Origin of the sequence: Halodurantibacterium flavum, assembly GCF_042681825.1 — a bacterium.
Classification (GTDB): Bacteria; Pseudomonadota; Alphaproteobacteria; order Rhodobacterales; family Rhodobacteraceae; genus Halodurantibacterium; species Halodurantibacterium flavum.
This window is the reverse complement of the sequence record NZ_JBHUGH010000002.1, coordinates 46,506-65,334: the sequence shown is the minus strand read 5'-3', so window position 1 is coordinate 65,334 and position 18,829 is coordinate 46,506. Positions and strand designations below refer to the sequence as shown.

Annotated in this window: 14 protein-coding genes and 1 pseudogene; 8 read left to right on the top strand and 7 right to left on the bottom strand. The window is 65.8% G+C overall.

Annotated elements, in window-relative coordinates:
- Positions 1 to 42: 42 nt before the first annotated feature.
- Both ACFSGJ_RS01975 and ACFSGJ_RS01970 read right to left on the bottom strand, forming a co-directional pair.
- Entirely contained in the window at positions 43 to 1,470 is a 1,428-nt protein-coding gene (locus ACFSGJ_RS01975) for a M20 family metallopeptidase (protein ID WP_390259047.1), read from the bottom strand.
- A 239-nt stretch (positions 1,471 to 1,709) separates the two neighbouring features.
- Positions 1,710 to 1,943, bottom strand: a pseudogene (locus tag ACFSGJ_RS01970) (hypothetical protein); the annotation flags it as partial.
- A gap of 132 nt (positions 1,944 to 2,075) precedes the next feature.
- Here ACFSGJ_RS01970 and trxB point away from each other — a divergent pair.
- Positions 2,076 to 3,017, top strand: a complete 942-nt coding sequence (trxB, locus tag ACFSGJ_RS01965; RefSeq protein ID WP_390259046.1) for a thioredoxin-disulfide reductase — start codon at positions 2,076 to 2,078, stop codon at positions 3,015 to 3,017.
- 4 nt (positions 3,018 to 3,021) lie between these two features.
- Here trxB and ACFSGJ_RS01960 read toward each other — a convergent pair whose 3' ends face one another.
- Entirely contained in the window at positions 3,022 to 3,960 is a 939-nt protein-coding gene (locus ACFSGJ_RS01960) for a LysR family transcriptional regulator (RefSeq protein WP_390259043.1), read from the bottom strand.
- Between the two features lie 106 nt (positions 3,961 to 4,066).
- On the opposite strand from ACFSGJ_RS01960, the gene ACFSGJ_RS01955 reads away from it, so the two are divergent.
- The 5 genes from ACFSGJ_RS01955 to ACFSGJ_RS01935 all read left to right on the top strand — a co-directional run bounded on the left by ACFSGJ_RS01955 (position 4,067) and on the right by ACFSGJ_RS01935 (position 10,642).
- Positions 4,067 to 5,737, top strand: a complete 1,671-nt coding sequence (locus ACFSGJ_RS01955) for a UGSC family (seleno)protein (RefSeq protein WP_390259041.1) — start codon at positions 4,067 to 4,069, stop codon at positions 5,735 to 5,737.
- The gene (locus tag ACFSGJ_RS01950) at positions 5,724 to 6,686 is read left to right on the top strand and encodes an NAD(P)/FAD-dependent oxidoreductase (protein ID WP_390259040.1); all 963 of its coding nucleotides are present in this window, start codon (positions 5,724 to 5,726) and stop codon (positions 6,684 to 6,686) included. The genes ACFSGJ_RS01955 and ACFSGJ_RS01950 overlap by 14 nt, the downstream gene beginning before the upstream one ends.
- Positions 6,687 to 6,758: 72 nt before the next feature.
- Positions 6,759 to 7,796 carry an ABC transporter substrate-binding protein gene (locus ACFSGJ_RS01945; protein ID WP_390259038.1) on the top strand — a complete coding sequence of 346 codons (1,038 nt, stop codon included), beginning with the start codon at positions 6,759 to 6,761 and terminating at the stop codon, positions 7,794 to 7,796.
- A gap of 66 nt (positions 7,797 to 7,862) precedes the next feature.
- Positions 7,863 to 9,590, top strand: a complete 1,728-nt coding sequence (locus ACFSGJ_RS01940) for an ABC transporter permease (protein WP_390259037.1) — start codon at positions 7,863 to 7,865, stop codon at positions 9,588 to 9,590.
- Positions 9,590 to 10,642 (top strand): ABC transporter ATP-binding protein, encoded by a 1,053-nt coding sequence (locus ACFSGJ_RS01935; RefSeq protein ID WP_390259036.1) that lies wholly within the window; start codon positions 9,590 to 9,592, stop codon positions 10,640 to 10,642. The genes ACFSGJ_RS01940 and ACFSGJ_RS01935 overlap by 1 nt, the downstream gene beginning before the upstream one ends.
- A 29-nt stretch (positions 10,643 to 10,671) precedes the next feature.
- Here ACFSGJ_RS01935 and ACFSGJ_RS01930 read toward each other — a convergent pair whose 3' ends face one another.
- Positions 10,672 to 11,337 carry a GntR family transcriptional regulator gene (locus ACFSGJ_RS01930; RefSeq protein ID WP_390259034.1) on the bottom strand — a complete coding sequence of 222 codons (666 nt, stop codon included), beginning with the start codon at positions 11,335 to 11,337 and terminating at the stop codon, positions 10,672 to 10,674.
- A 109-nt stretch (positions 11,338 to 11,446) separates the two neighbouring features.
- Between ACFSGJ_RS01930 and ACFSGJ_RS01925 the strand changes: the two genes are divergently transcribed.
- Together ACFSGJ_RS01925 and ACFSGJ_RS01920 are read left to right on the top strand one after the other, a co-directional pair.
- The gene (locus ACFSGJ_RS01925; protein ID WP_390259032.1) at positions 11,447 to 12,805 is read left to right on the top strand and encodes a malonyl-CoA decarboxylase; all 1,359 of its coding nucleotides are present in this window, start codon (positions 11,447 to 11,449) and stop codon (positions 12,803 to 12,805) included.
- A gap of 17 nt (positions 12,806 to 12,822) precedes the next feature.
- The gene (locus tag ACFSGJ_RS01920; protein WP_390259031.1) at positions 12,823 to 14,328 is read left to right on the top strand and encodes a malonate--CoA ligase; all 1,506 of its coding nucleotides are present in this window, start codon (positions 12,823 to 12,825) and stop codon (positions 14,326 to 14,328) included.
- 142 nt (positions 14,329 to 14,470) lie between these two features.
- Here the strand turns inward: ACFSGJ_RS01920 and ACFSGJ_RS01915 are convergent, their stop codons facing one another.
- The 3 genes from ACFSGJ_RS01915 to ACFSGJ_RS01905 are packed head-to-tail and all read right to left on the bottom strand — an operon-like array spanning position 14,471 to position 18,817.
- The gene (locus tag ACFSGJ_RS01915; protein WP_390259029.1) at positions 14,471 to 16,276 is read right to left on the bottom strand and encodes an ABC transporter ATP-binding protein; all 1,806 of its coding nucleotides are present in this window, start codon (positions 16,274 to 16,276) and stop codon (positions 14,471 to 14,473) included.
- 10 nt (positions 16,277 to 16,286) lie between these two features.
- Positions 16,287 to 17,033, bottom strand: coding sequence for a DUF1028 domain-containing protein (locus tag ACFSGJ_RS01910; RefSeq protein ID WP_390259028.1), 747 nt, complete (start codon positions 17,031 to 17,033; stop codon positions 16,287 to 16,289).
- The gene (locus tag ACFSGJ_RS01905) at positions 17,033 to 18,817 is read right to left on the bottom strand and encodes a gamma-glutamyltransferase family protein (protein WP_390259026.1); all 1,785 of its coding nucleotides are present in this window, start codon (positions 18,815 to 18,817) and stop codon (positions 17,033 to 17,035) included. The genes ACFSGJ_RS01910 and ACFSGJ_RS01905 overlap by 1 nt, the downstream gene beginning before the upstream one ends.
- Positions 18,818 to 18,829: the final 12 nt, after the last annotated feature.

Genomic DNA, 18,829 nt, shown 5'->3' with positions numbered 1-18,829 from the left:
TGTTGGTATGTTTCTGTTATGAAGGGCCTTGTCGGCCTTTTCTCATTCTGCGGCGGGACGGGGTTGCAGCGGCGGACGCACCTCATCCGGGATCGGGCAGATGTACGGCTCCCGCTCCAGCCGGTCGGCATGGTCCTTTTTCGCCCGCGCCAGAAGCAGATCGTCGGTGAACAGCATGCGCCCGACGGCACCCATGGCCTTGGCCGCATAGGTCATGCCCTTGTGCGCGGCGGGCGTCTTGCCCTGTGCGGTGATCTGCCAGGAATGGCCGGGCGTTCCCACGGCGCAGGTTGCAACCCTTGCCTGCACGGTCGGGACTTTCCACGACACATCCGCGACGTCGGTCGACCCCATCATCGCCTTGCCGCGCTTTTCCATCGGCACGACGTAGTCGCACAACGGCTCATCTTTCCGCGGCGCCAGGCCGACTGCAAGATAGGCGGCGGCGATGTCCTCGGCGCTCAGCGTGGCCTGGATGGCCCGGGCGTAATCGCGGTCCGCATCGTCGAAGGGCACGCCGCCCAGTTCGTCCAGGGCCCGCTGCATCGCTTCTTCCAGCGGGGTGTTGCCCAGCATGTTCGACACGGCGGACATGATCGATATCTCGACCTCGGTTTCCGTCATCATCGCGGCACCATGCGCCACCTTCTTCACCCGCTCGTTCAGGGCGCGCATGCCTGAAAGCGTGGTCGACCGGATGGCATACCGCACCTTGGTGCGTGCCTGCACGACGTTGGGCGCCGTGCCCCCTGCGTCGAGATAGGCGTAGTGGATGCGGCTGCTGTCGGGCACATGTTCGCGCAGATAGTTGACGCCCGAAGACATCAGCTCCGCCGCGTCCAGCGCCGAGCGGCCAAGATGCGGCGCGGCGGCGGCATGGCTGGCCCGGCCGGTGAATACGAAATCCATACGTGTATTGGCCAGACTCTCGGCCTCATCTACCTTGGTCAAGGTGGCGGGGTGCCAGGTGATGGCCGCGTCCACGTCATCGAAGGCACCATCGCGCACCATGAAGGCCTTGGCGGCACCGCCCTCCTCGGCGGGGCAGCCATAGTAGCGCACACGCCCCGGCGTTCCGGTCTTCTCCAGCCAGTCCTTCAGCGCGCAGGCCGCCAGAAGCGCCGCCGAACCAAGCAGGTTGTGCCCGCACCCGTGCCCGGCGCCGCCCGGTTCGACGGGCCGGGGTTCGGCGATACCCGCGACCTGGCTCAGGCCCGGAAGCGCGTCATATTCGCCCAGGATCGCGATGACCGGGCCGCCTTCGCCCGCTTCGCCGGTCACGGCCGTGGGTATCCCCGCAACTTCCTCGGCAACCCGGAACCCCTTCTGCCGCAACATGGCCGTATGTTCCGCGCAGGACCGGTATTCGGCGTAAAGGAGTTCCGGCATGCCCCAGACGCGGTCGCTGAGCGCGATCAGATCATCCTGATGATCCTCGACTTGTGCCCAGATGGGATCGACATTTTGCATGAAACCTCCATGGTATTTCAACCCAAACTCGCGCCTGGCGTGTGGAACTGTCCAATGACAATTCGATCTGCGTCAGTCGATTTTGGACTAGGTCAAGGAGCCGGGCCAAATGGCAGGCAGCTTTCGGAGCGGCCTGCAGCCGGCCCGGAATGCCCAGGACTTCCTCCGGCAGCCGGACTCCGCTTCGGCAAAGTTACTGCCACACGATGACGCGAAGCGGTCGCCGGAGGAACTTCAGGCTATGCATGCAGCGGTCCATCCCGGGAAGTTTGCGCATCAATCAACCCTTTGCCGGCTATTCGCGAAGGATTTGAAGCGCGATGGCGTGCGGTGAAGCGGTTGATGAGTGCGTCGCGCACTTGGATTTCGGCGGTTCGGCGTTCTGGATCACGAGCCGCGATGCGCTCAGCGAAGGGCTTGAAACAGCGCATCTTTGCCTCTGCCCTGCTTCTGGCATGATAGCCGTTTCGTCGCCTCCAGCCCGGGCAACCTAGGTGTGCCTTTCAACAGGTTGGCCACTTTATGTTTCACACAAACGAACTTGTATATATGATAGCCGCGATGATACTCATGGGATCGTAGTCCGCTGAATCAGGATCCCCCTCATGGCTGAATCCCGTCAGACCCGCCTGTTGATCGTCGGCTCCGGCCCGGCCGGATATACCGCCGCCGTCTACGCCGCCCGTGCGATGCTGAAACCGGTTCTGGTACAGGGGATGCAGCCGGGCGGGCAGTTGACCATCACCACGGATGTGGAAAACTGGCCGGGCGACGCCTCGGTCATGGGCCCGGACCTGATGGCGCGGATGGAGCATCATGCGCGCGAGATGGGGGCGGAAATCGTCACCGACCTGATCACCGATCTGGACCTGTCGCAGCGGCCGTTCCGCGCGACCGGGGACAGCGGGACGCTCTATACCGCCGACGCGGTGATCCTGGCGACCGGGGCGCAGGCGAAATGGCTTGGCCTGCCCTCGGAGGAGCAGTTCAAGGGTTTCGGAGTTTCAGCCTGCGCCACCTGTGACGGGTTCTTCTACCGCGGGCGGGAGGTCGTCGTCGTGGGTGGTGGCAATACCGCCGTGGAAGAGGCGCTGTTCTTGACCAATTTCGCGTCGAAGGTGACGCTGGTGCATCGCCGCGATTCCCTCCGCGCCGAGAAGATCATGCAGGAAAGGCTGTTCAGCCATCCGAAGATCGCGGTGATCTGGGACAGCGAGATCGTCGAGATCGAGGGCGCGCAGACGCCGCCGGGTGTGACCGGCGCGCGGATCCGCAACCTGAAGAGCGGCGCCGGGCAGACCATCCCCTGCGACGGGGTCTTCGTCGCCATCGGCCACGCGCCGGCCTCGGAACTGGTCAAGGACCAGCTGAAACTGCATTCGGGGAATTACGTCTGGGTGGAACCCGGCTCGACCCGCACCTCGGTCGAGGGGGTTTTTGCCGCCGGGGATCTGACGGATGACCGCTACCGCCAGGCGGTGACCAGCGCCGGCATGGGCTGCATGGCCGCGCTCGACGCGGAACATTGGCTGTCCGCGCAGGGCTGAGATATCACCGCGCCTCTGGTGCGACGAGTTGAGCGTCCCAGCGCCCGTTTTCGATGGCATCACGGATCAGTTCGCAGAGGATCGACCGCACCGTTTCGAGCACATAGGTCTGCGGCGTATCAGCGAGGACGCAGAGGCAGAGCGTCCGCGACAGGGACGGCTCGATGATCGGACGAAAGGACAGGGTCCCGTCAGCGACGGCCTCGCTGACCGAAAGCCGGGAACTGATGGAACAGCCCAACTGCTCGCGCAGCGCGCCTGAAATTGCCTGGACAGAGTTCATCTTCAGGACGGCGCGGCTCTCGATACGCTTGAGAATTTCGACCTCGTCGAGCACCATCCCCGACGAAACGCCCTGCTGCAGCATGATGATCGGCAGGGTCATCAATTCCTCGACCGTGATCGGCGTCCCGGTCTCGCCGATCAGCGACGCCATGCCGACACAGCCCATCCGTTCGATCAGCAGCGGTTCGGCCTTGATCCGCGGATCGGTCTGCGGGTTGTAGATCAGCGCCAGATCGACCTCGTTGCGCAGCAGGGTCGACAGCGTGGCGCCCGACAGGCTTTCGTTCAGGCTGAGTTGCACGCGCGGGTGATCCGCCATCATCCGCTTGGCCAGCGCGATGCCGATGGCCTTGACCGCCGAATAGGCCATACCGACGCGGACGACGCCGGAAATCTCCTTGCCCCCCTGCCGGATATCGGCGACCGCGTGATCGACCGCGCGCAGGATGGCCGTGGCATGGTCATGCAGCCGTTCCCCCGCCGCCGTGGGGGTCAGCCCGCGCGGCCGGCGCTCGAAAAGGCGCTGGCCCAGTTCCTCTTCCAGACGGCCCAGATGATAGCTCAGCGCCGTCGTGGCCACATGGAGCCGCCTGGAGGCACCCAGCAACGAGCCGTGTTCATGGATAGCCTGAAAATACCGTAGCTGCCGGATGTCCAAAGCGCGTGATTCCTAAATTTTAGAGATGTGGCGTCGAAACAATGTAATTTTTAGTTTCCGGCGGCAAGTCTAGACTGTGGGGAATAGCCGAGAGAGGACGTCGCCCATGAGCATCCACGAACCACAGGCCATCGGAAGCCCAACCCGCGCCGTCGCCCTGGATCCGACCGGATTTCCGCCTGTGGTGACGGGCAAGGTGCCGGCGCCCCGACTTTCGACGCTCGATGGCAAGACGATCTATCTCGTGGACAGCCGGTTCGACGACTCGCTTGAACTGCTCAAGCAGATCAAGCTCTGGTTCGCCCGCAACATGCCTTCTGTCACGGTGGAGATCCGGCAGCTTGCCGGAACCTATGCCAAGGATGATCCCGCTTTGTGGCAGGAAATCCGCGACAAGGGCCATGCCGCGATCATCGGGGTCGGCCATTGCAGTACCTGCGCGCCCGCGGTTTCCACCCATGCAATCACGCTGGAAACGCAATACGGCGTGCCCACGGTGGCCGTGCATACGGACAAGTTTCACCGCGTCGTGCGGTCGGTGATCAAGATGGCCGGCCTGCCCCAGGCGCCCTTGGTCTTCGTTCCGCAGCCGGTGATGGGCAAGACCGAGGCTGAACTGTGCGACTATGTCGAGGGCATCGACCCGGTGCGCGGCGCGCCGGTGATGCAGGAGATCGTCGAGGCGCTGACCCAGGGTCTGGCCCCGATGAGCGATGACAAGGCGCCGGCGGCGCCGCGCGAACGGCTCGTCTGGGCGGACAGCGACGAGGCGTTGCACGACCTTTATCAGCGCAACCGCTGGACCGATTTCCTGCCTATCGTGCTGCCGACCGAGGCGCGGGTCGAGGCGATGCTGAAGGGCACCAGCCGTTCGCGCGATGAGGTGATCGGCCGCATGCAGCCCACGCCCAACCGCGGCGCCTGGAGCTATACCGTGGAAAAGGTGGCCGTGAATGCGGTCATGGCGGGCGCGAAGCCCGAGTATTTTCCGGTGATCCTGGCGCTGGCGGCGTCGGAATATTCATCGCGCCGGTCGTCCTCGTCCTCGGTGGCGACGATGGTGGTGGTGAACGGGCCGATCCGGCACGAGATCGGCATGAACTTCGGCATCGGCGCCATGGGGCCCTACAACCACGCGAATGCGACGATCGGCCGGGCCTACAGCCTCTTGTCGCAGAACCTGCAAGGCGGGTCCGAACCGGGGCTTTCCTACATGGGCTCGCTGGGCAATGCCTTCACCTATTCCGGCGTCACCTTTGCCGAGAACGAGGAACTGAGTCCCTGGGAGCCCCTGCATGTCCAGCACGGGTTCAGGCCCGAGGACAGCACCGTGACCATCTTTCAGGGCCTGCGCGCCGTCACTCACAGTCTGGGCCTGCGCGAAACCCATTGGCGCGAGCATGTCGCGGACATGCTGCGCGGGACCGAGGCGATCACCGCGCCCTGCCTGTTGCTCGATCCTATCTGCGCGCGCCAGTTCGTCGACCGCGCCGGGGTCGACAGCAAGGCGGCGCTGATCGACCTGATCCATGAACTGGGGCAGGTGAAGGCGCGGGAATTCTGGGATCTGCAGCTGGTGCAGAACTACGTCTATCCGCGCGCGACCTTCGGGGAAGAACCCTTTGCCTCGCGGCTCAAGGCAGCGCCGGACGAGATGATCCCGAAATTCGTGAAGGAGCGGATCAACGTGGTCGTCACCGGCGGTGAGACCAACGGCTATTGGCAGATCGCCAGCGCCTCGCGGCACGATACGCTGAGCGTGGATGAATGGCGGTGATGCGGTGACGGCTGCGGATCACGACATTATCGTCATCGGGGCCGGCGTGGCGGGGCTGACCGCCGCGCGGGTTGCGGCCGAGGGTGGCGCGCGCGTTCTCCTGATGGAAAGGCTGGGGGCCGGTGGGCAGGTGTCGACCGTCGACAGGATCGGGAATTTCCCCGGGCATCCGGAGATCGGCGGCTATGAACTCGGCCCGCTCTTGCAGGACGCGGCCGAGGCTGCGGGCGCCGGCATGGCGCTGGCCGAGGCGACGGGGCTTTCCCGCAGCGGCGGCCTGTGGCGCGTGCAGAACGACGCGGGCGAGATGAGCGCGAACTGCGTGATCCTGGCTTGCGGATCGACGCGCAAACCGCTGGGTGTGCCGGGCGAGGCCGCGTTTGTCGGGCGGGGGGTGTCGCATTGCGCCTCCTGCGACGGCGGGTTCTTCCGCGGCAAGCGTGTGGTCGTGGTCGGCGGCGGTGACTCGGCGCTGGACGAGGCGCTGGTACTTGCCCCCATGGTGGATGAGGTGGTGCTGGTGCATCGTGGCACGACCTTCGATGCGACACAGGGACAGGAAACCGACTTGCAGGCGCGGCCGAATGTGAGAACGCTGTTCCAGACCGAGGTCACCGCCGTAGAAGGCGACGACACCGGCATGACCGGCGTCATGCTGCACGGCGCAAGCGGGACGCAGTTGCTGCCCGCGGCGGGGCTCTTCGTCTATATCGGCCTTGCGCCGAATACCGGTCTTGTGGAGGGGCTGGTGGACAAGGACAGCGACGGCCGGGTGATGGTTTCGGACAGGCTGGAGAGCCGCGCAGCAGGGCTTTTTGCCGCCGGCGATCTGCGTCACGGAACGCGGGCGATGCTGGATGGGGCCGCGGCAGACGGCGCGCTGGCCGCGCGTTCGGCGCTGGAGCGGCTGCACAAGGGGAAAACGGCGGGGTCGGAGGAGGAAACGTAGACCCTGTCGTCGTGCCGGGGTGAGAGCCGGCCAACCGTCGCGGGAGCGCGACGCCAAAGGGAGGAGGATCTGATGAACACGATCAAGGGGCTGGTGTTGTCCAGTCTTATTCTGCCTGCGTCGATGGCGCAGGCGACGGAAATGACCACCACCGAGGCCGCGCTTTACGAGGCGGCGCGGGGGGAAAGCGGGGTCACCTGGTACACCTCGCAGTTGACCACCGAACAGGCCGAACAGGTCTGTGCGCTGTTCTCGGCGCGGTTCGAGGGGATCGGCTGTTTTCCCGTGCGCGCCAATGGCGCCAGCACGTTGCAGCGGGTCGTGCAGGAAATCCAGGCGAATGCGGTGCAGGGCGATGTCGTCAGCACCAACAGCGTCTCCGACTTCGAGGAGTTCAAGGCCCTGGGCGGGCTGGCGCAATACATGCCCGAGAACCTGTCCGGCATGCAGCCCTCGCTGGCTGCGCTCAACGACCAGGAGGGCTATTATTTCGTCGCAGGTGTCTCGCCCTTCGGTTTTGTCTACAACACCGATCTGGTATCGCCGGACGAGGTGCCGACCAGCTGGGCCGATCTGACCGACCCGCGCTGGCGCAATCAGGCCGCCATCGCGCATCCCGGTTTCTCGGGCAGCGCGGGGCAATGGGCGATCGCGATGTATCTGCTCTATGGGCGCGAGTTCTTCGAGGATATGGCCGAAAACGATCCCCAGATCGGCCGCTCGATCGCCGATGGATATACGCTGGTCACCACGGGCGAACGGTCGCTGACCGTGACCTCTCTGGCGCTTGGGCGCGATGCGATGCGCGAGGGTCGCCCGGTCGGCCTCTCGGTGCCGGAAGAGGGGATGTTCCTGCCACCGAGCGCCGCCGCCGTGCTGGCCGGGTCGCGCAACCCGAACAGTGCCCGGCTCTTTGCCGAGTTCATGGCCTCGACGACCTTCTCGGAATGGCTGGCCTCGATGGGACGCAACCCGCTGCGCACCGACGTCGAAACCCCCGAGGGTACGCCGGATCTCAACGAGGTCAGCGTGCTGTCCGTCTCGATCGAGGAGTCGCTGGAATATCAGCAGGACGTTGTCGAGATGTTCCGCGATATCTTCGGCATCTGACCCCACGCCAAGGCCGGCGGCCCCGAAAGGGCGGCCGGCCGATCCTGAACGCAGCGGGGAATTCCCATGACCCTTGAGACACAACCGGCCGCGCCGGCGCGCCACCTTGCAATCCGTCTGGGCGTGCTGCAACCGGGCCGCCTGGTCTGGCTGGGCCTTGCCCTGACCCTTGCGATCCTGGTGATCGCGCCCATCGCCATGCTGCTGGTGAAAAGCTTCACCAGCGCGGCAACCGGCGGCTTCACGCTGGAGAACTACGTCACCGCCTATGGCCGCGCGCGGCATGTGCAGGCGTTGTGGAACACGCTGCTGATGGGCGGTGCGACCACCGTTCTGGCCCTGCTGATGGCCGTGCCGACCGCCTGGGCCTGCACGCGCACCAACATGCCGGGGCGCAATCTGGTGCGGTTCGCTCTCTTCGGTGCGTTCCTGATGCCACCCTATCTGACCGGCGTGGGCTGGATCCTGCTTGCCGGGCCGAATGCCGGCTTCATCAATCAGGCCTGGGTGGCACTGACCGGTGCCTCGGTGCCACTGGTCAACATCTTCAGCTTTCCCGGGCTGGTGCTTGTCATGGCGCTGAGCACCTTCTTCACCACCTTCATTCTGGTCAGCGCTGCTTTCGAACTTCTGTCGAGCGAGATGGAGGATGCGGCCAATATCCTCGGGGCCGGCCCGTTCCGCACCGCGTTCAAGATCACCCTGCCCATGGTCCTGCCGACCATTCTGGGCAGCGCGCTCCTCACCTTTCTGGTCTCGATCGCGCTTTATGGGGTGCCGGCGCTGATCTCGATCCCGGCGCGGTTTCCGGTGGTGGTGATCCAGTTGGCCGAGTTTTTCTCTTTCCCCGTGCGCATCGAGGTTGCGGCCGCCTATTCGATCCCGTTGCTGGGCATCACGGTGGGGCTGTTGCTGCTGCAACGCCGGGTGCTGGGGCGCAAGGGCTATACCGCCCTGGGCGGCAAGGGCGGCGAACGCCGGATCACCGAACTGGGGCGCTGGAAATGGGCGGTGCTGGCCTATGTGCTGGTCGTCGTGCTGCTGGCCGTGGCGATGCCGCTGATCGTGCTGATCCTGGCCGCCTTCAGCAAATCCTGGGTCAACGGCTTCAGCGCGGGGAACTTCACGCTCGGTCATTTCCACTATGTGCTGTTCCAGCATTCGAGCTCGCAACAAGCCCTCTGGACCAGCGTCTTCACCGGGGCGGCGGCGGCGACGCTGGCGATCATGCTGGCGCTCTCGATCGCCTATGTCGTGCAGCGCCGCCTGCTGCCCTATGGCGGGGTACTGGCCTTCCTGTGCATGTCGCCCTACGTCATTCCGGGCATCGTGCTGGCCATCGGCTTCTACGCGGTCTATGCGCTGCCGCCGGTGGGGCTCTATGGCACCTACATCATCCTGATCCTCGCCTTTACCACCCGCTTTCTGCCCATCGCCTATACCACCTCGAACAACGGGGTCCGCGCGATCAACCCCGAGATGGAGGAGGCCGTGCGCATCCTGGGCGGGGGCCAGTTCACCGCGATCCGCAAGGTCGTGGCGCCGCTCCTGAAGCGGACGCTGGCCTCGGGCTGGATCCTGATCTTCGTGCCCGCCGCGCAGGAGCTTTCCACCGCCGTGTTTCTGGTGGGACCGCACACGCGGGTGGTCTCTGTCGTGTTGCTGGACATGAGCGAGGAGGGAACTTTCGAGCGCCTCGCCGCCCTGGGCAGCGTGCTGTTGCTGATCATTGCCGCCATCGTGCTGGTGGGCGTCAGGCTTCTGGGCCGTGATTTCATGCTGAGGAGAAGTTGATGAAGGGTCTGGTCCTGAAAGACCTCGGGCGCCGCTTCGGGGCTGTCGATGCCGTCAAGGATGTGAATATCGAGCTTCAGCCGGGCGAGTTCCTGTCGTTGCTGGGTCCGTCGGGCTGTGGCAAGACCACGACGCTGCGCATGATTGCAGGGTTTCTGGCGCCGACCTCGGGCTCGATCATTCTGGACGGGGTCGAGGTATCGTCGCCGCAGAATTCGCTGCCGCCGGAAAAGCGCGGCATGTCGATGATCTTCCAGAGCTATGCGATCTGGCCCAACATGACCGTGGCACAGAACGTGGCCTTTGGCCTGAACCTGCGCAAGCTGGACCGGGCCGAGGTAAAGCGCCGGACGGGCGAGATGCTGGAAGCGGTGCGTCTGAACATGCTGGCTGACCGCTATCCGTCCGAATTGTCCGGCGGGCAGCAGCAGCGGGTGGCGCTTGCGCGGGCGCTGGTCATCCGGCCCAAGCTGCTGCTGCTCGATGAGCCGCTGTCCAATCTCGATGCCTCGCTGCGCGAGGACATGCGCTTCGAGATCAAGCGCATCCATGATGAATTCCGCATTACCTCGGTCTATGTGACCCATGACCAGAGCGAGGCGATGGTCACATCGGACCGGATCGCGGTGATCAATCACGGCCGGGTGGAACAGATCGACACGCCGTACGAGATCTACACCCGTCCCAAGACACGCTTCGTCGCGGGCTTCATCGGGCGGACCAATCAATTGACCGGGCGGCGCGGCGCCGCGGGGGTCGATTTTACAGGCTTCACCCTGCCGGACGCGCTGTTCACCGGCGCGGATACCGAGGTCTTCGTGTCAATCCGCCCGCAATCCCTGCATCTGAGCGTGGAGGAGCCCGCCGAAAATGCGCTCAAGCTGCCCGGGCGCATCACCGCGCGCGCGTTTCTGGGCGAGACCTGGGATTACGTGTTCGCCACCGAGGCAGGGCTGGAAATGCGCGTGGTCGCCCGTCCGCATGAGATCTACGAGGTCGGCGCCCCGGTCTGGGCTGCGGCCGCGCGCGATCAGGTGGTGCAGATCCGATGACGGGCGCGGGTGGCGGACCCGGGCGCCTGTCAGGCGGTTGGCGCCGCATCGCGTATCGCGGCGATCAGATCGTGAAAGCGGTCCCCCTGCACGATGATATGCGTATGGGTCGCCTGCCCTGCCCCTTCGGCATCGCCGCGGCCCACAGCGGTCAGGATCGCCTCATGCTCGGCCAGAGATCCGGCGATACGATTGCGGCCGCGCAATTGCAGGCGGCGGTAGGGCTGAAGCATCCGGTGCAGCCGCGTCGCCTCGTCCACCAGAAAGCGGTTATGGGTCGCCATGTAGAGGCATCGGTGAAACCGGGTATTGGCAAGATAATAGTCCTCCACATCGCCGGTCTGCGCCGCCGCGACGCAGCCTTCATGGGCGGCGGTGAAGTCTGCGAGTTCCGCCTCGGAGATGCGCCGCGCGGCGAGACGGGCACAGCTGGCCTCGACCTCGGCCATCACCTCGAACCGCTCGGCGAGTTCCTCGACGCTCCATTGCGTGACGAAGGTGCCGCATTTCGGTTGGACCTGCACCAGTCCGGAGCTTTCAAGCTGCTGCAGCGCATCGCGGATCGGGGTGCGCGAACAGCCGAAGCTGCGGGCCAGCGCTTCCGGGTCAAGTCGGGCCCCGGGCAGGTAGTCGCCGCTCAGGATCGCCGTCTCCAGAGATTGGCGTATGCGGCTTACATTCGGCTGTGACGGCAATGAAGGCTACTCTCTCTATCTATCCGCGCTAATGTTATATACAACAGGAGGAGATCAGTATATGATGCTCTGTATCTTCTGTCACCCTCGATCAGCCCCCTGAGGCGCCATGTTCCGTCCGTTTCGCCCGGATCGCCCGGCTTTTCTGGCCGAGATCCTCGACACCCTCACCGAGCGCGGGCGCGCCCTGCTCGGGGGACGCACCGACGTCCCCTTGATGGCCGCGCCGGATCTGGCGCAGCTGGCCGAGGTTCTTCTGTCTCGTCGCGGCGAGGCGGCGGGGGTGGCGCTGGCGGATTCGCTGGGTCGGGCCTATGCCGCGGCGGCGCGCGATCAGCGGCTGGCCTTCCTGATCCTGCTGGCCGAGAAGTTCGGGCCCGATCCCGCCCGCGCCACCGAAGCCATGAACGCGGTGACGCATGGGCAGGCAGGCGCGCTGGATGCACTTCACGCTGCCTCGGAGCCGCGCCGGCAAGAACTGTTCCGACGGATCAACCAGGCGCCGGGCGGCACCCAGATCCTGTTGCAGATGCGGGTCGACCTGCTGGACGCGCTGCCCGAGATGCCGCTGCTGCGCCCTGTCAACGACGACTTTGTGCATCTCTTCGCGTCGTGGTTCAATCGCGGTTTCCTGAGCCTGAGGCAGATCGACTGGGCCACGCCCGCGAATATCCTCGAAAAGATCATCCGCTACGAAGCCGTGCACGAAATCCGCAACTGGGACGATCTGCGCAACCGGCTGCAACCCCCTGATCGCCGCTGCTATGCGTTCTTTCATCCGCAATTGCCCGATGAACCGCTGATATTCGTCGAGGTCGCGCTGACGACCGGGACGCCTGCCGCCATTGCCCCGCTCCTCGACCTGGCTCGTCAGCCGATCGGCGCGCACGAGGCCGCGACAGCCGTGTTCTATTCGATCTCCAACACCCAGCGCGGGCTGGCGGGCGTGTCTTTCGGCAACTTCCTCATCAAGCAGGTGGTGGAAGTGCTGCGCGCCGAGCTTCCGCAGGTGCAGGTCTTCGTCACCCTGTCGCCGGTCCCCGGTTTCGCGCGCTGGCTGGAGACGATGCGGCGCGATGAGACCGGCCAATCGCTGCCTGCGCCGCTGCGCGAGGCCCTGACGGGGCTGGATGTGCCCGGCTGGGAAAAGGACCCCGACCGCGCCACGGCGATAGGCGCGGCCTTGGTGCCGGCCGCCGCCTTCTATTTCCTGAGCGCGCGTGACAGACGCGGGCGTGTCCTGGATCCGGTGGCGCGTTTCCATCTGGGCAACGGCGCACGGCTCGAACGGCTGAACCCCTTGGGCGATCTGTCCCCGAACGGGCTGCGCCAGTCGCACGGGCTGATGGTGAATTACCGCTATGCGCTCGAGGATATCGAGCGCAACCATGAGGCCTTCGCCGAACGGGGAGAGGTTGTCGCCTCGGACCCGGTGCGCCGCGCTCTGCCTGCCCAGATGACTTCCTGACACTGACGGATGTACCGATGACTGCAAATCTCTACGACCACCTGATCGCACGGGCCCCGCAACCGGATGCGGTGGCGATGGAAACGGACGGCGGCGATCCGAGCCGCTACTCCGACCTCGCCCGGCGCAGCGCGCAGATGGCGCAGGCGTTGGTCGAATTGGGCGTGACGCCCGGCGCGCGCGTCGCCGCACAGATCGAGAAGTCGGTGAACGGTATCGTCCTCTATCTGGCCACGATCCGGGCCGGTGCGGTGTTCCTGCCGCTCAACACCGGCTACACCGCCGCCGAGATCGGCTATTTCCTGAACGATGCCGAGCCTGCCGTCTTTGTCTGCGACCCCGCGCAGGCAGATGCGCTGGCGGGTGTCGCCGCAGAGGCCGGGGCCCGACTTGTGACCCTTGGCGCGGCGGGGGATGGCTCGCTGGCTGAGGCGGCAGAACGGGCGTCGACGGAATTCGACACCGTGCCGCGCGGCGAGGATGACCTGGCAGCGTTGCTCTATACCTCGGGCACGACGGGGCGTTCCAAGGGGGCGATGCTGACCCACGGCAACCTTCTGTCGAATGCGCGGACCCTGTGCGAGGCGTGGCGGTTCAGCGCCGACGACGTGCTGATCCACGCGCTGCCGATCTTTCACACGCACGGGCTGTTCGTGGCGATCAATGTGGCGTTTCTGTCTGGCGCATCGATGATCTTTCTGCCGAAATTCGACCCTTTGCAGGTCCTGTCGCTTATGCCGCGGGCAACCGTTCTGATGGGCGTGCCCACCTTCTACACCCGTCTGCTGGATCAGCCCGGCCTGACACGCGAGGCCTGCGCGGGAATGCGGCTCTTCGTTTCCGGCTCGGCGCCGTTGCTGGAGGAGACCCACCACGCATGGTCCGAGCGTACGGGACATGCAATTCTTGAGCGTTACGGCATGACCGAAACGAACATGACTATTTCCAACCCCTATGACGGGGCGCGCATCGCAGGCACGGTCGGATTGCCCCTGCCCGGCGTTGATCTGCGGCTGACCGATCCGGCAAGCGGCCAGACGGTACCGCCCGGCGAGGTCGGCATGATCGAGGTGCGCGGCCCCAATGTGTTCAAGGGCTATTGGCGGATGCCGGAAAAGACGGCCGAGGAACTGCGCGCGGACGGTTTCTTCATCACCGGCGATCTGGGGCAGTTCGATGCGAACGGCTATCTGCAGATCGTCGGGCGGAGCAAGGATCTGGTGATTTCGGGCGGGCTCAACGTCTACCCGCGTGAGGTTGAGGCCGAAATCGACGCGCTGCCGGCGGTGCTGGAAAGCGCGGTGATCGGCGTCAGGCATCGCGATTTCGGCGAGGCCGTGCTGGCGGTGGTGGTCCGGCGCGGGGAGATCAGCGTCGAGGCGATCCTTGAGGCGCTGCAAGGACGGCTGGCGCGGTTCAAGCAACCCAAGGCCGTGGTCTTTGTCGACGAACTGCCCCGCAACACCATGGGAAAGGTGCAGAAGAATCTGCTTCGCGAACGCTTTGCGGGGGTTTTTGGGTGATCCATCCTGCGCGGGCGACAGTCTGACCCGCTGGGCGCATGGATCGACCACGCCATCATCCCGATCATGCGATTGCTGGTACGCTGCACCGCGACGCCGGCGCCGTTTGCAATGTCATGGAACGGCCCTGGAGGATCTGCGCTCAGGCGACCATCACCAGATGACCCGGCGCGACCTCGCGGTAGTCGCGGCGCGGGGGCGTATAGTCAGCCGGGCGCACGGGGCTTTTAAGCTCATCGACCGACAGACCCCGTTTCACGCCCCGCCGCGCAGGGTCGGGGACGGGCACCGCCGCCATCAGCTTTTTCGTATAGGGATGCTGCGGGTCCTCGAACACCGCGGCGCGGGGGCCGATTTCGACGATCTCGCCCAGATACATCACCGCCACGCGGTGGCTCACGCGTTCCACCACGGCCATGTCATGGCTGATGAACAGGAATGCGAGGTCGAATTCCTCTTGCAGGTCCATGAGCAGGTTGCAGACCTGCGCCTTGATCGAGACATCCAGCGCCGAGACGGATTCGTCCGCGACGATCACCTTGGGGTTCAGCGACAACGCCCGCGCGATGGCGATCCGCTGACGCTGGCCGCCCGAAAATTCATGCGGATAGCGGGCCATCATGCTGGCGGGCAGGCCCACACGCTCCAGCAGGCTTGCCGCCTTGTCGCGCGCCTCGGCCCGGGTGCCGAGCCTGTGGTGCAGAAAGGGTTCGGCCACCGCATCGCCCACCGTCATGCGCGGATTGAGGCTGGAAAACGGGTCCTGAAAGATCATCTGCACCGACCGGCGCAGGCCCCGCAGTCCCGCCCCGCTCAGCCGCAGCACGTCATAGCCGTCCAGCTGAACCTCGCCCGACTGCGGTTCCACCAGCCGCATCAGCGACCGCCCGGTCGTCGATTTGCCACAGCCGGATTCGCCCACGATCGACAGGGTTTCCCCCTGCTGCAGGCTGAAGGACACATTTTCCACCGCATGGACATTGCCCGTCACGCGGCCAAAGATGCCGCCCCGGATGGGGAAGCGGGTCACAAGGTTCTTCACCTCCAGCACCGGGGTCTTGCGGTGATCGACCGTGTCGCGCATCGGAACGGGCGGCGTGGTCACGCCGCTTGTCATGTCCACGCGCGGAAAACGCAGCGGCTGGGCCTGCCCCTGCATCGACCCCAGCGCCGGGACCGAGGCGAGCAGCGCGCGGGTATAGGGCTCCTGCCCGTTGCGGAAGATGTCGGTGGTGGGGCCGGTTTCGATCTGGTCGCCCCGGAACATGACGACGGTCCGGTCGGCGATTTCCGCCACCACGCCCATGTCATGGGTGATGAAGAGAACCGACATCCCCTCTTCTTCCTGCAACTGCTTGATCAGGTCGAGGATCTGCCCCTGGATCGTCACGTCGAGCGCGGTGGTCGGTTCATCCGCGATCAGCAGTTTCGGTCGCGCCGCCAGCGCCATCGCGATCATCACCCGCTGGCGCATCCCGCCGGAAAACTGATGCGGATATTCGTCAAAGCGGCTGGCGGCATTGGGAATGCGCACCTTTTCCAGCGTGCGGATCGTCTCGGCCCGGGCCTCGGCGGCGGTCATGCCCCGGTGCCGGGTCAGCACCTCGGAAATCTGGCGGCCGATGGTGAAGATCGGGTTCAGGCTCGTCATCGGCTCCTGAAAGATCATCGCCATCTCGTTGCCGCGCACGCCCCGCATCTCGCGCTCGGACAGTTGCAGCAGGTCGCGGCCGTTCAGCAGGATCTCGCCCTCGACCCGGCTCTGGCCCTTGGGCAGCAGCCCCATGGCGGAAAGCGAGGTGACGCTTTTGCCCGAGCCGCTTTCGCCGACGATGGCGAGGGTTTCGCCCGGCATCACGTCGAACGAGATGTTGCGCACCACGTCCTTCCACGCGCCGTCCACGAGAAAGGATGTGGTCAGGTTCCTGACGGAAAGAACGGGGGTCATCGGCGGTTCCTCAGAGTGGAGTGGCGAAAGAGGGCGAGGGCCGTCCCTCGGCGATGCGTTGCGCCTCAAGCGCGGCGATGCGGGCGTCGATATGGCTGCGGTCGGTCGCGCCGCTGGGGTTTTCGCGGGTGGGCACCACCTCCATCACATGCAGGAACCGTTCCTGCGCGACGGCGTAAAGCCGACGCAACTCGGCCAGCGGGTCGGCATGATCGTCGGCACGGATCGAAAGCCAGGGGTAGTCCTGCCCCTTGTGGATCACCAGCGCCGCCGATTGCCTGCCGCGCTTGTCGCCGCCGGCAGCCTCGCCCGCCTCCATCGCCGCCATCAGCCGCTCGGCAAAGGGCAGCGCCCTGCCCTCCTGATAGACCCGCAGCGTCTCGGCCACGACCTCAGGTCCCGCCAGCATGTTGCCTGCCACCGACACGCCCGGCGCGGTCAGATGCCCGGCCCAGTTCACGCAGTCGGGCCCGGTAAAGGCGGCCGCCCGTCCCCCGGCATCGACAAGGTGAAGCTGCCGGTTGCGGTGGCCTGCATCGGCGGCGGTCAGCGCCCCGAGCGTCGCCTCGGGGCCGAGCTGTGCCAGCCGGTCGAGCGCCGCCGGCCCGTACATGGGGTTGATGAAGGCCTGCGTGGCAACCGCGCCGATGCCGGGGCGGATATGGGGCACCAGCGCCCCCACCGCAAAGAACCGGCTGGCCACGGCCACGCCGAGATGGCCGGTGTCTTCGTCACATGCGACAATCGACCAGGTCATCAGCGCCCCACCGCATAAGCCTGCATCAGGCGCGGCGTCGCCGCCGCCCGCAGCAGCCCGTCCGCATTCCGTTCCGCCGCCGTCAGCCGTCCGATCGACCATTCCGGCGTGACCGTCAGGCGGTGCCCGCGCGCGCGCAGATCGTCCAGAACGGCGGCGGGATAGTTCGCCTCGATCGTCACGCCGCCCGGTTCGCGGGTGCGCGGATGGAACGAGCCCGGGAAATGCGTCGTGTGGAACAGCGGCATGTCGATGGCCGCCTGCAGGTTTTCCCGGTGATGCACGTGGCGCAGGAAGAACGGCAGCTGCCACTGGTCCTGCTGGTCACCGCCCGGCGTGCCGAAGGCCATCGCCGGCCGGCCGTCCCGCAGCGCCAGCGAGGGCGTCAGCGTCGTGCGCGGCCGCTTGCCCGGCGCAAGCGAGGTCGGCAGCCCCTCTTCCAGCCAGAACATCTGCGCCCGCGAATTCAGGCAGAAGCCGAGGCCCGGAATGATCGGCGAGCTTTGCAGCCACCCGCCCGAGGGCGTGACCGAGACCATGTTTCCTTCGCGGTCGATCACGTCGATATGGACCGTATCGCCCTTCTTTTCCGACAGATGCGCCATCGTGGGTTCATAGACGGCCCCCTGCCCCGACACCCGTTCCAGCATCCGCAGCGTCAGGTCGCGCTGCGCCTCATAGCCCGGGACGACGCCCGGGTTCAGGTCCAGCGCGGCGGTGCTGCCGATCAGCGCGCGGCGTTCCGCGTTATAGCTGTCGGACAGCAGCACATCGAGCGGGACGGTCGCGAAATCCGGATCGCCGTAATAGACCTCGCGGTCGGCAAAGGCGAGCTTCATCGCCTCGACCACCGCATGGACGAAATCGGGGCCGCAGGGGTCCATCGCGGCGACGTCCATGCCCTTGAGGATGGCGAGCGATTGCAAAAGCACCGGCCCCTGCCCCCATGGCCCGGTCTTGGCCACGGTCCAGCCGTGATAGTCGTAGGTCAGCGGCGCCTCGACCGTGGCGCGCCAGTTCGCCATGTCATCCGCGCTCAGCACGCCCTTGTGGCGCTGCCCCGAGGCGTCCATCACCTCGGCCGTCCGGAGGTAGTTGTCGATCGCCTCGGCGACGAAGCCGCGATAGAAGGCGTCGCGGGCGGCCTCGATCTGCGCCTCGCGCCCTTCGCGCGCCTCGGCCTCGCGCAGGACACGGGTCCAGGTTTCGGCAAGGACCGGATTGCGGAACAGCGACTGCGCCGCCGGCGCCTGCCCGCCCGGCAGCCAGGTCTCATGGGATGTCGGCCATTCGGTGCGGAAAAACTCCGCCAGACCCGAAATGGTGGCCGAAACCCGCGCCAGCGTCGGATGCCCGTATTCGGCATAATGGATCGCCGGTTCCAGCACCTCGCGCAGCGACAGCCGGCCATAATCGCGCAGCATCAGCATCCAGCCGTCGAACGCGCCCGGGATCACCGTCGCAAGCAATCCGTCGCCCGGGATCATCCCGATGCCTTCGGCCTTGTAATGCGCGATGGTGGCGCCGGCAGGGGCAGGTCCCTGGCCGCAGATGACCTCGATCCGGTCCTTCTGTTTCGAATAGACCAGCGCCGGCATGTCCCCGCCGGGGCCGTTCAGATGTGGCTCCAGCACCTGGAGCACAAAGCCCGTCGCGACGGCGGCGTCAAAGGCGTTGCCGCCGATTTCCAGCATGCGCATCCCCACGGCGGATGCGATCCAGTGCGTCGAGGCGACGACGCCGAAACTGCCGGTGATCTCGGGGCGGGTGGTGAATTCGGTCATGTTCTGTCCCTT

What these genes read in the sequence shown, in the direction of transcription:
- ACFSGJ_RS01975 (WP_390259047.1), bottom strand. Translation starts at nt 1,470, where the DNA reads ATGCAAAATGTCGATCCCATCTGGGCACAAGTCGAGGATCATCAGGAT.
- trxB (WP_390259046.1), top strand. Translation starts at nt 2,076, where the DNA reads ATGGCTGAATCCCGTCAGACCCGCCTGTTGATCGTCGGCTCCGGCCCG.
- ACFSGJ_RS01955 (WP_390259041.1), top strand. Translation starts at nt 4,067, where the DNA reads ATGAGCATCCACGAACCACAGGCCATCGGAAGCCCAACCCGCGCCGTC.
- ACFSGJ_RS01950 (WP_390259040.1), top strand. Translation starts at nt 5,724, where the DNA reads ATGAATGGCGGTGATGCGGTGACGGCTGCGGATCACGACATTATCGTC.
- ACFSGJ_RS01945 (WP_390259038.1), top strand. Translation starts at nt 6,759, where the DNA reads ATGAACACGATCAAGGGGCTGGTGTTGTCCAGTCTTATTCTGCCTGCG.
- ACFSGJ_RS01940 (WP_390259037.1), top strand. Translation starts at nt 7,863, where the DNA reads ATGACCCTTGAGACACAACCGGCCGCGCCGGCGCGCCACCTTGCAATC.
- ACFSGJ_RS01935 (WP_390259036.1), top strand. Translation starts at nt 9,590, where the DNA reads ATGAAGGGTCTGGTCCTGAAAGACCTCGGGCGCCGCTTCGGGGCTGTC.
- ACFSGJ_RS01925 (WP_390259032.1), top strand. Translation starts at nt 11,447, where the DNA reads ATGTTCCGTCCGTTTCGCCCGGATCGCCCGGCTTTTCTGGCCGAGATC.
- ACFSGJ_RS01920 (WP_390259031.1), top strand. Translation starts at nt 12,823, where the DNA reads ATGACTGCAAATCTCTACGACCACCTGATCGCACGGGCCCCGCAACCG.
- ACFSGJ_RS01915 (WP_390259029.1), bottom strand. Translation starts at nt 16,276, where the DNA reads ATGACCCCCGTTCTTTCCGTCAGGAACCTGACCACATCCTTTCTCGTG.
- ACFSGJ_RS01910 (WP_390259028.1), bottom strand. Translation starts at nt 17,033, where the DNA reads ATGACCTGGTCGATTGTCGCATGTGACGAAGACACCGGCCATCTCGGC.
- ACFSGJ_RS01905 (WP_390259026.1), bottom strand. Translation starts at nt 18,817, where the DNA reads ATGACCGAATTCACCACCCGCCCCGAGATCACCGGCAGTTTCGGCGTC.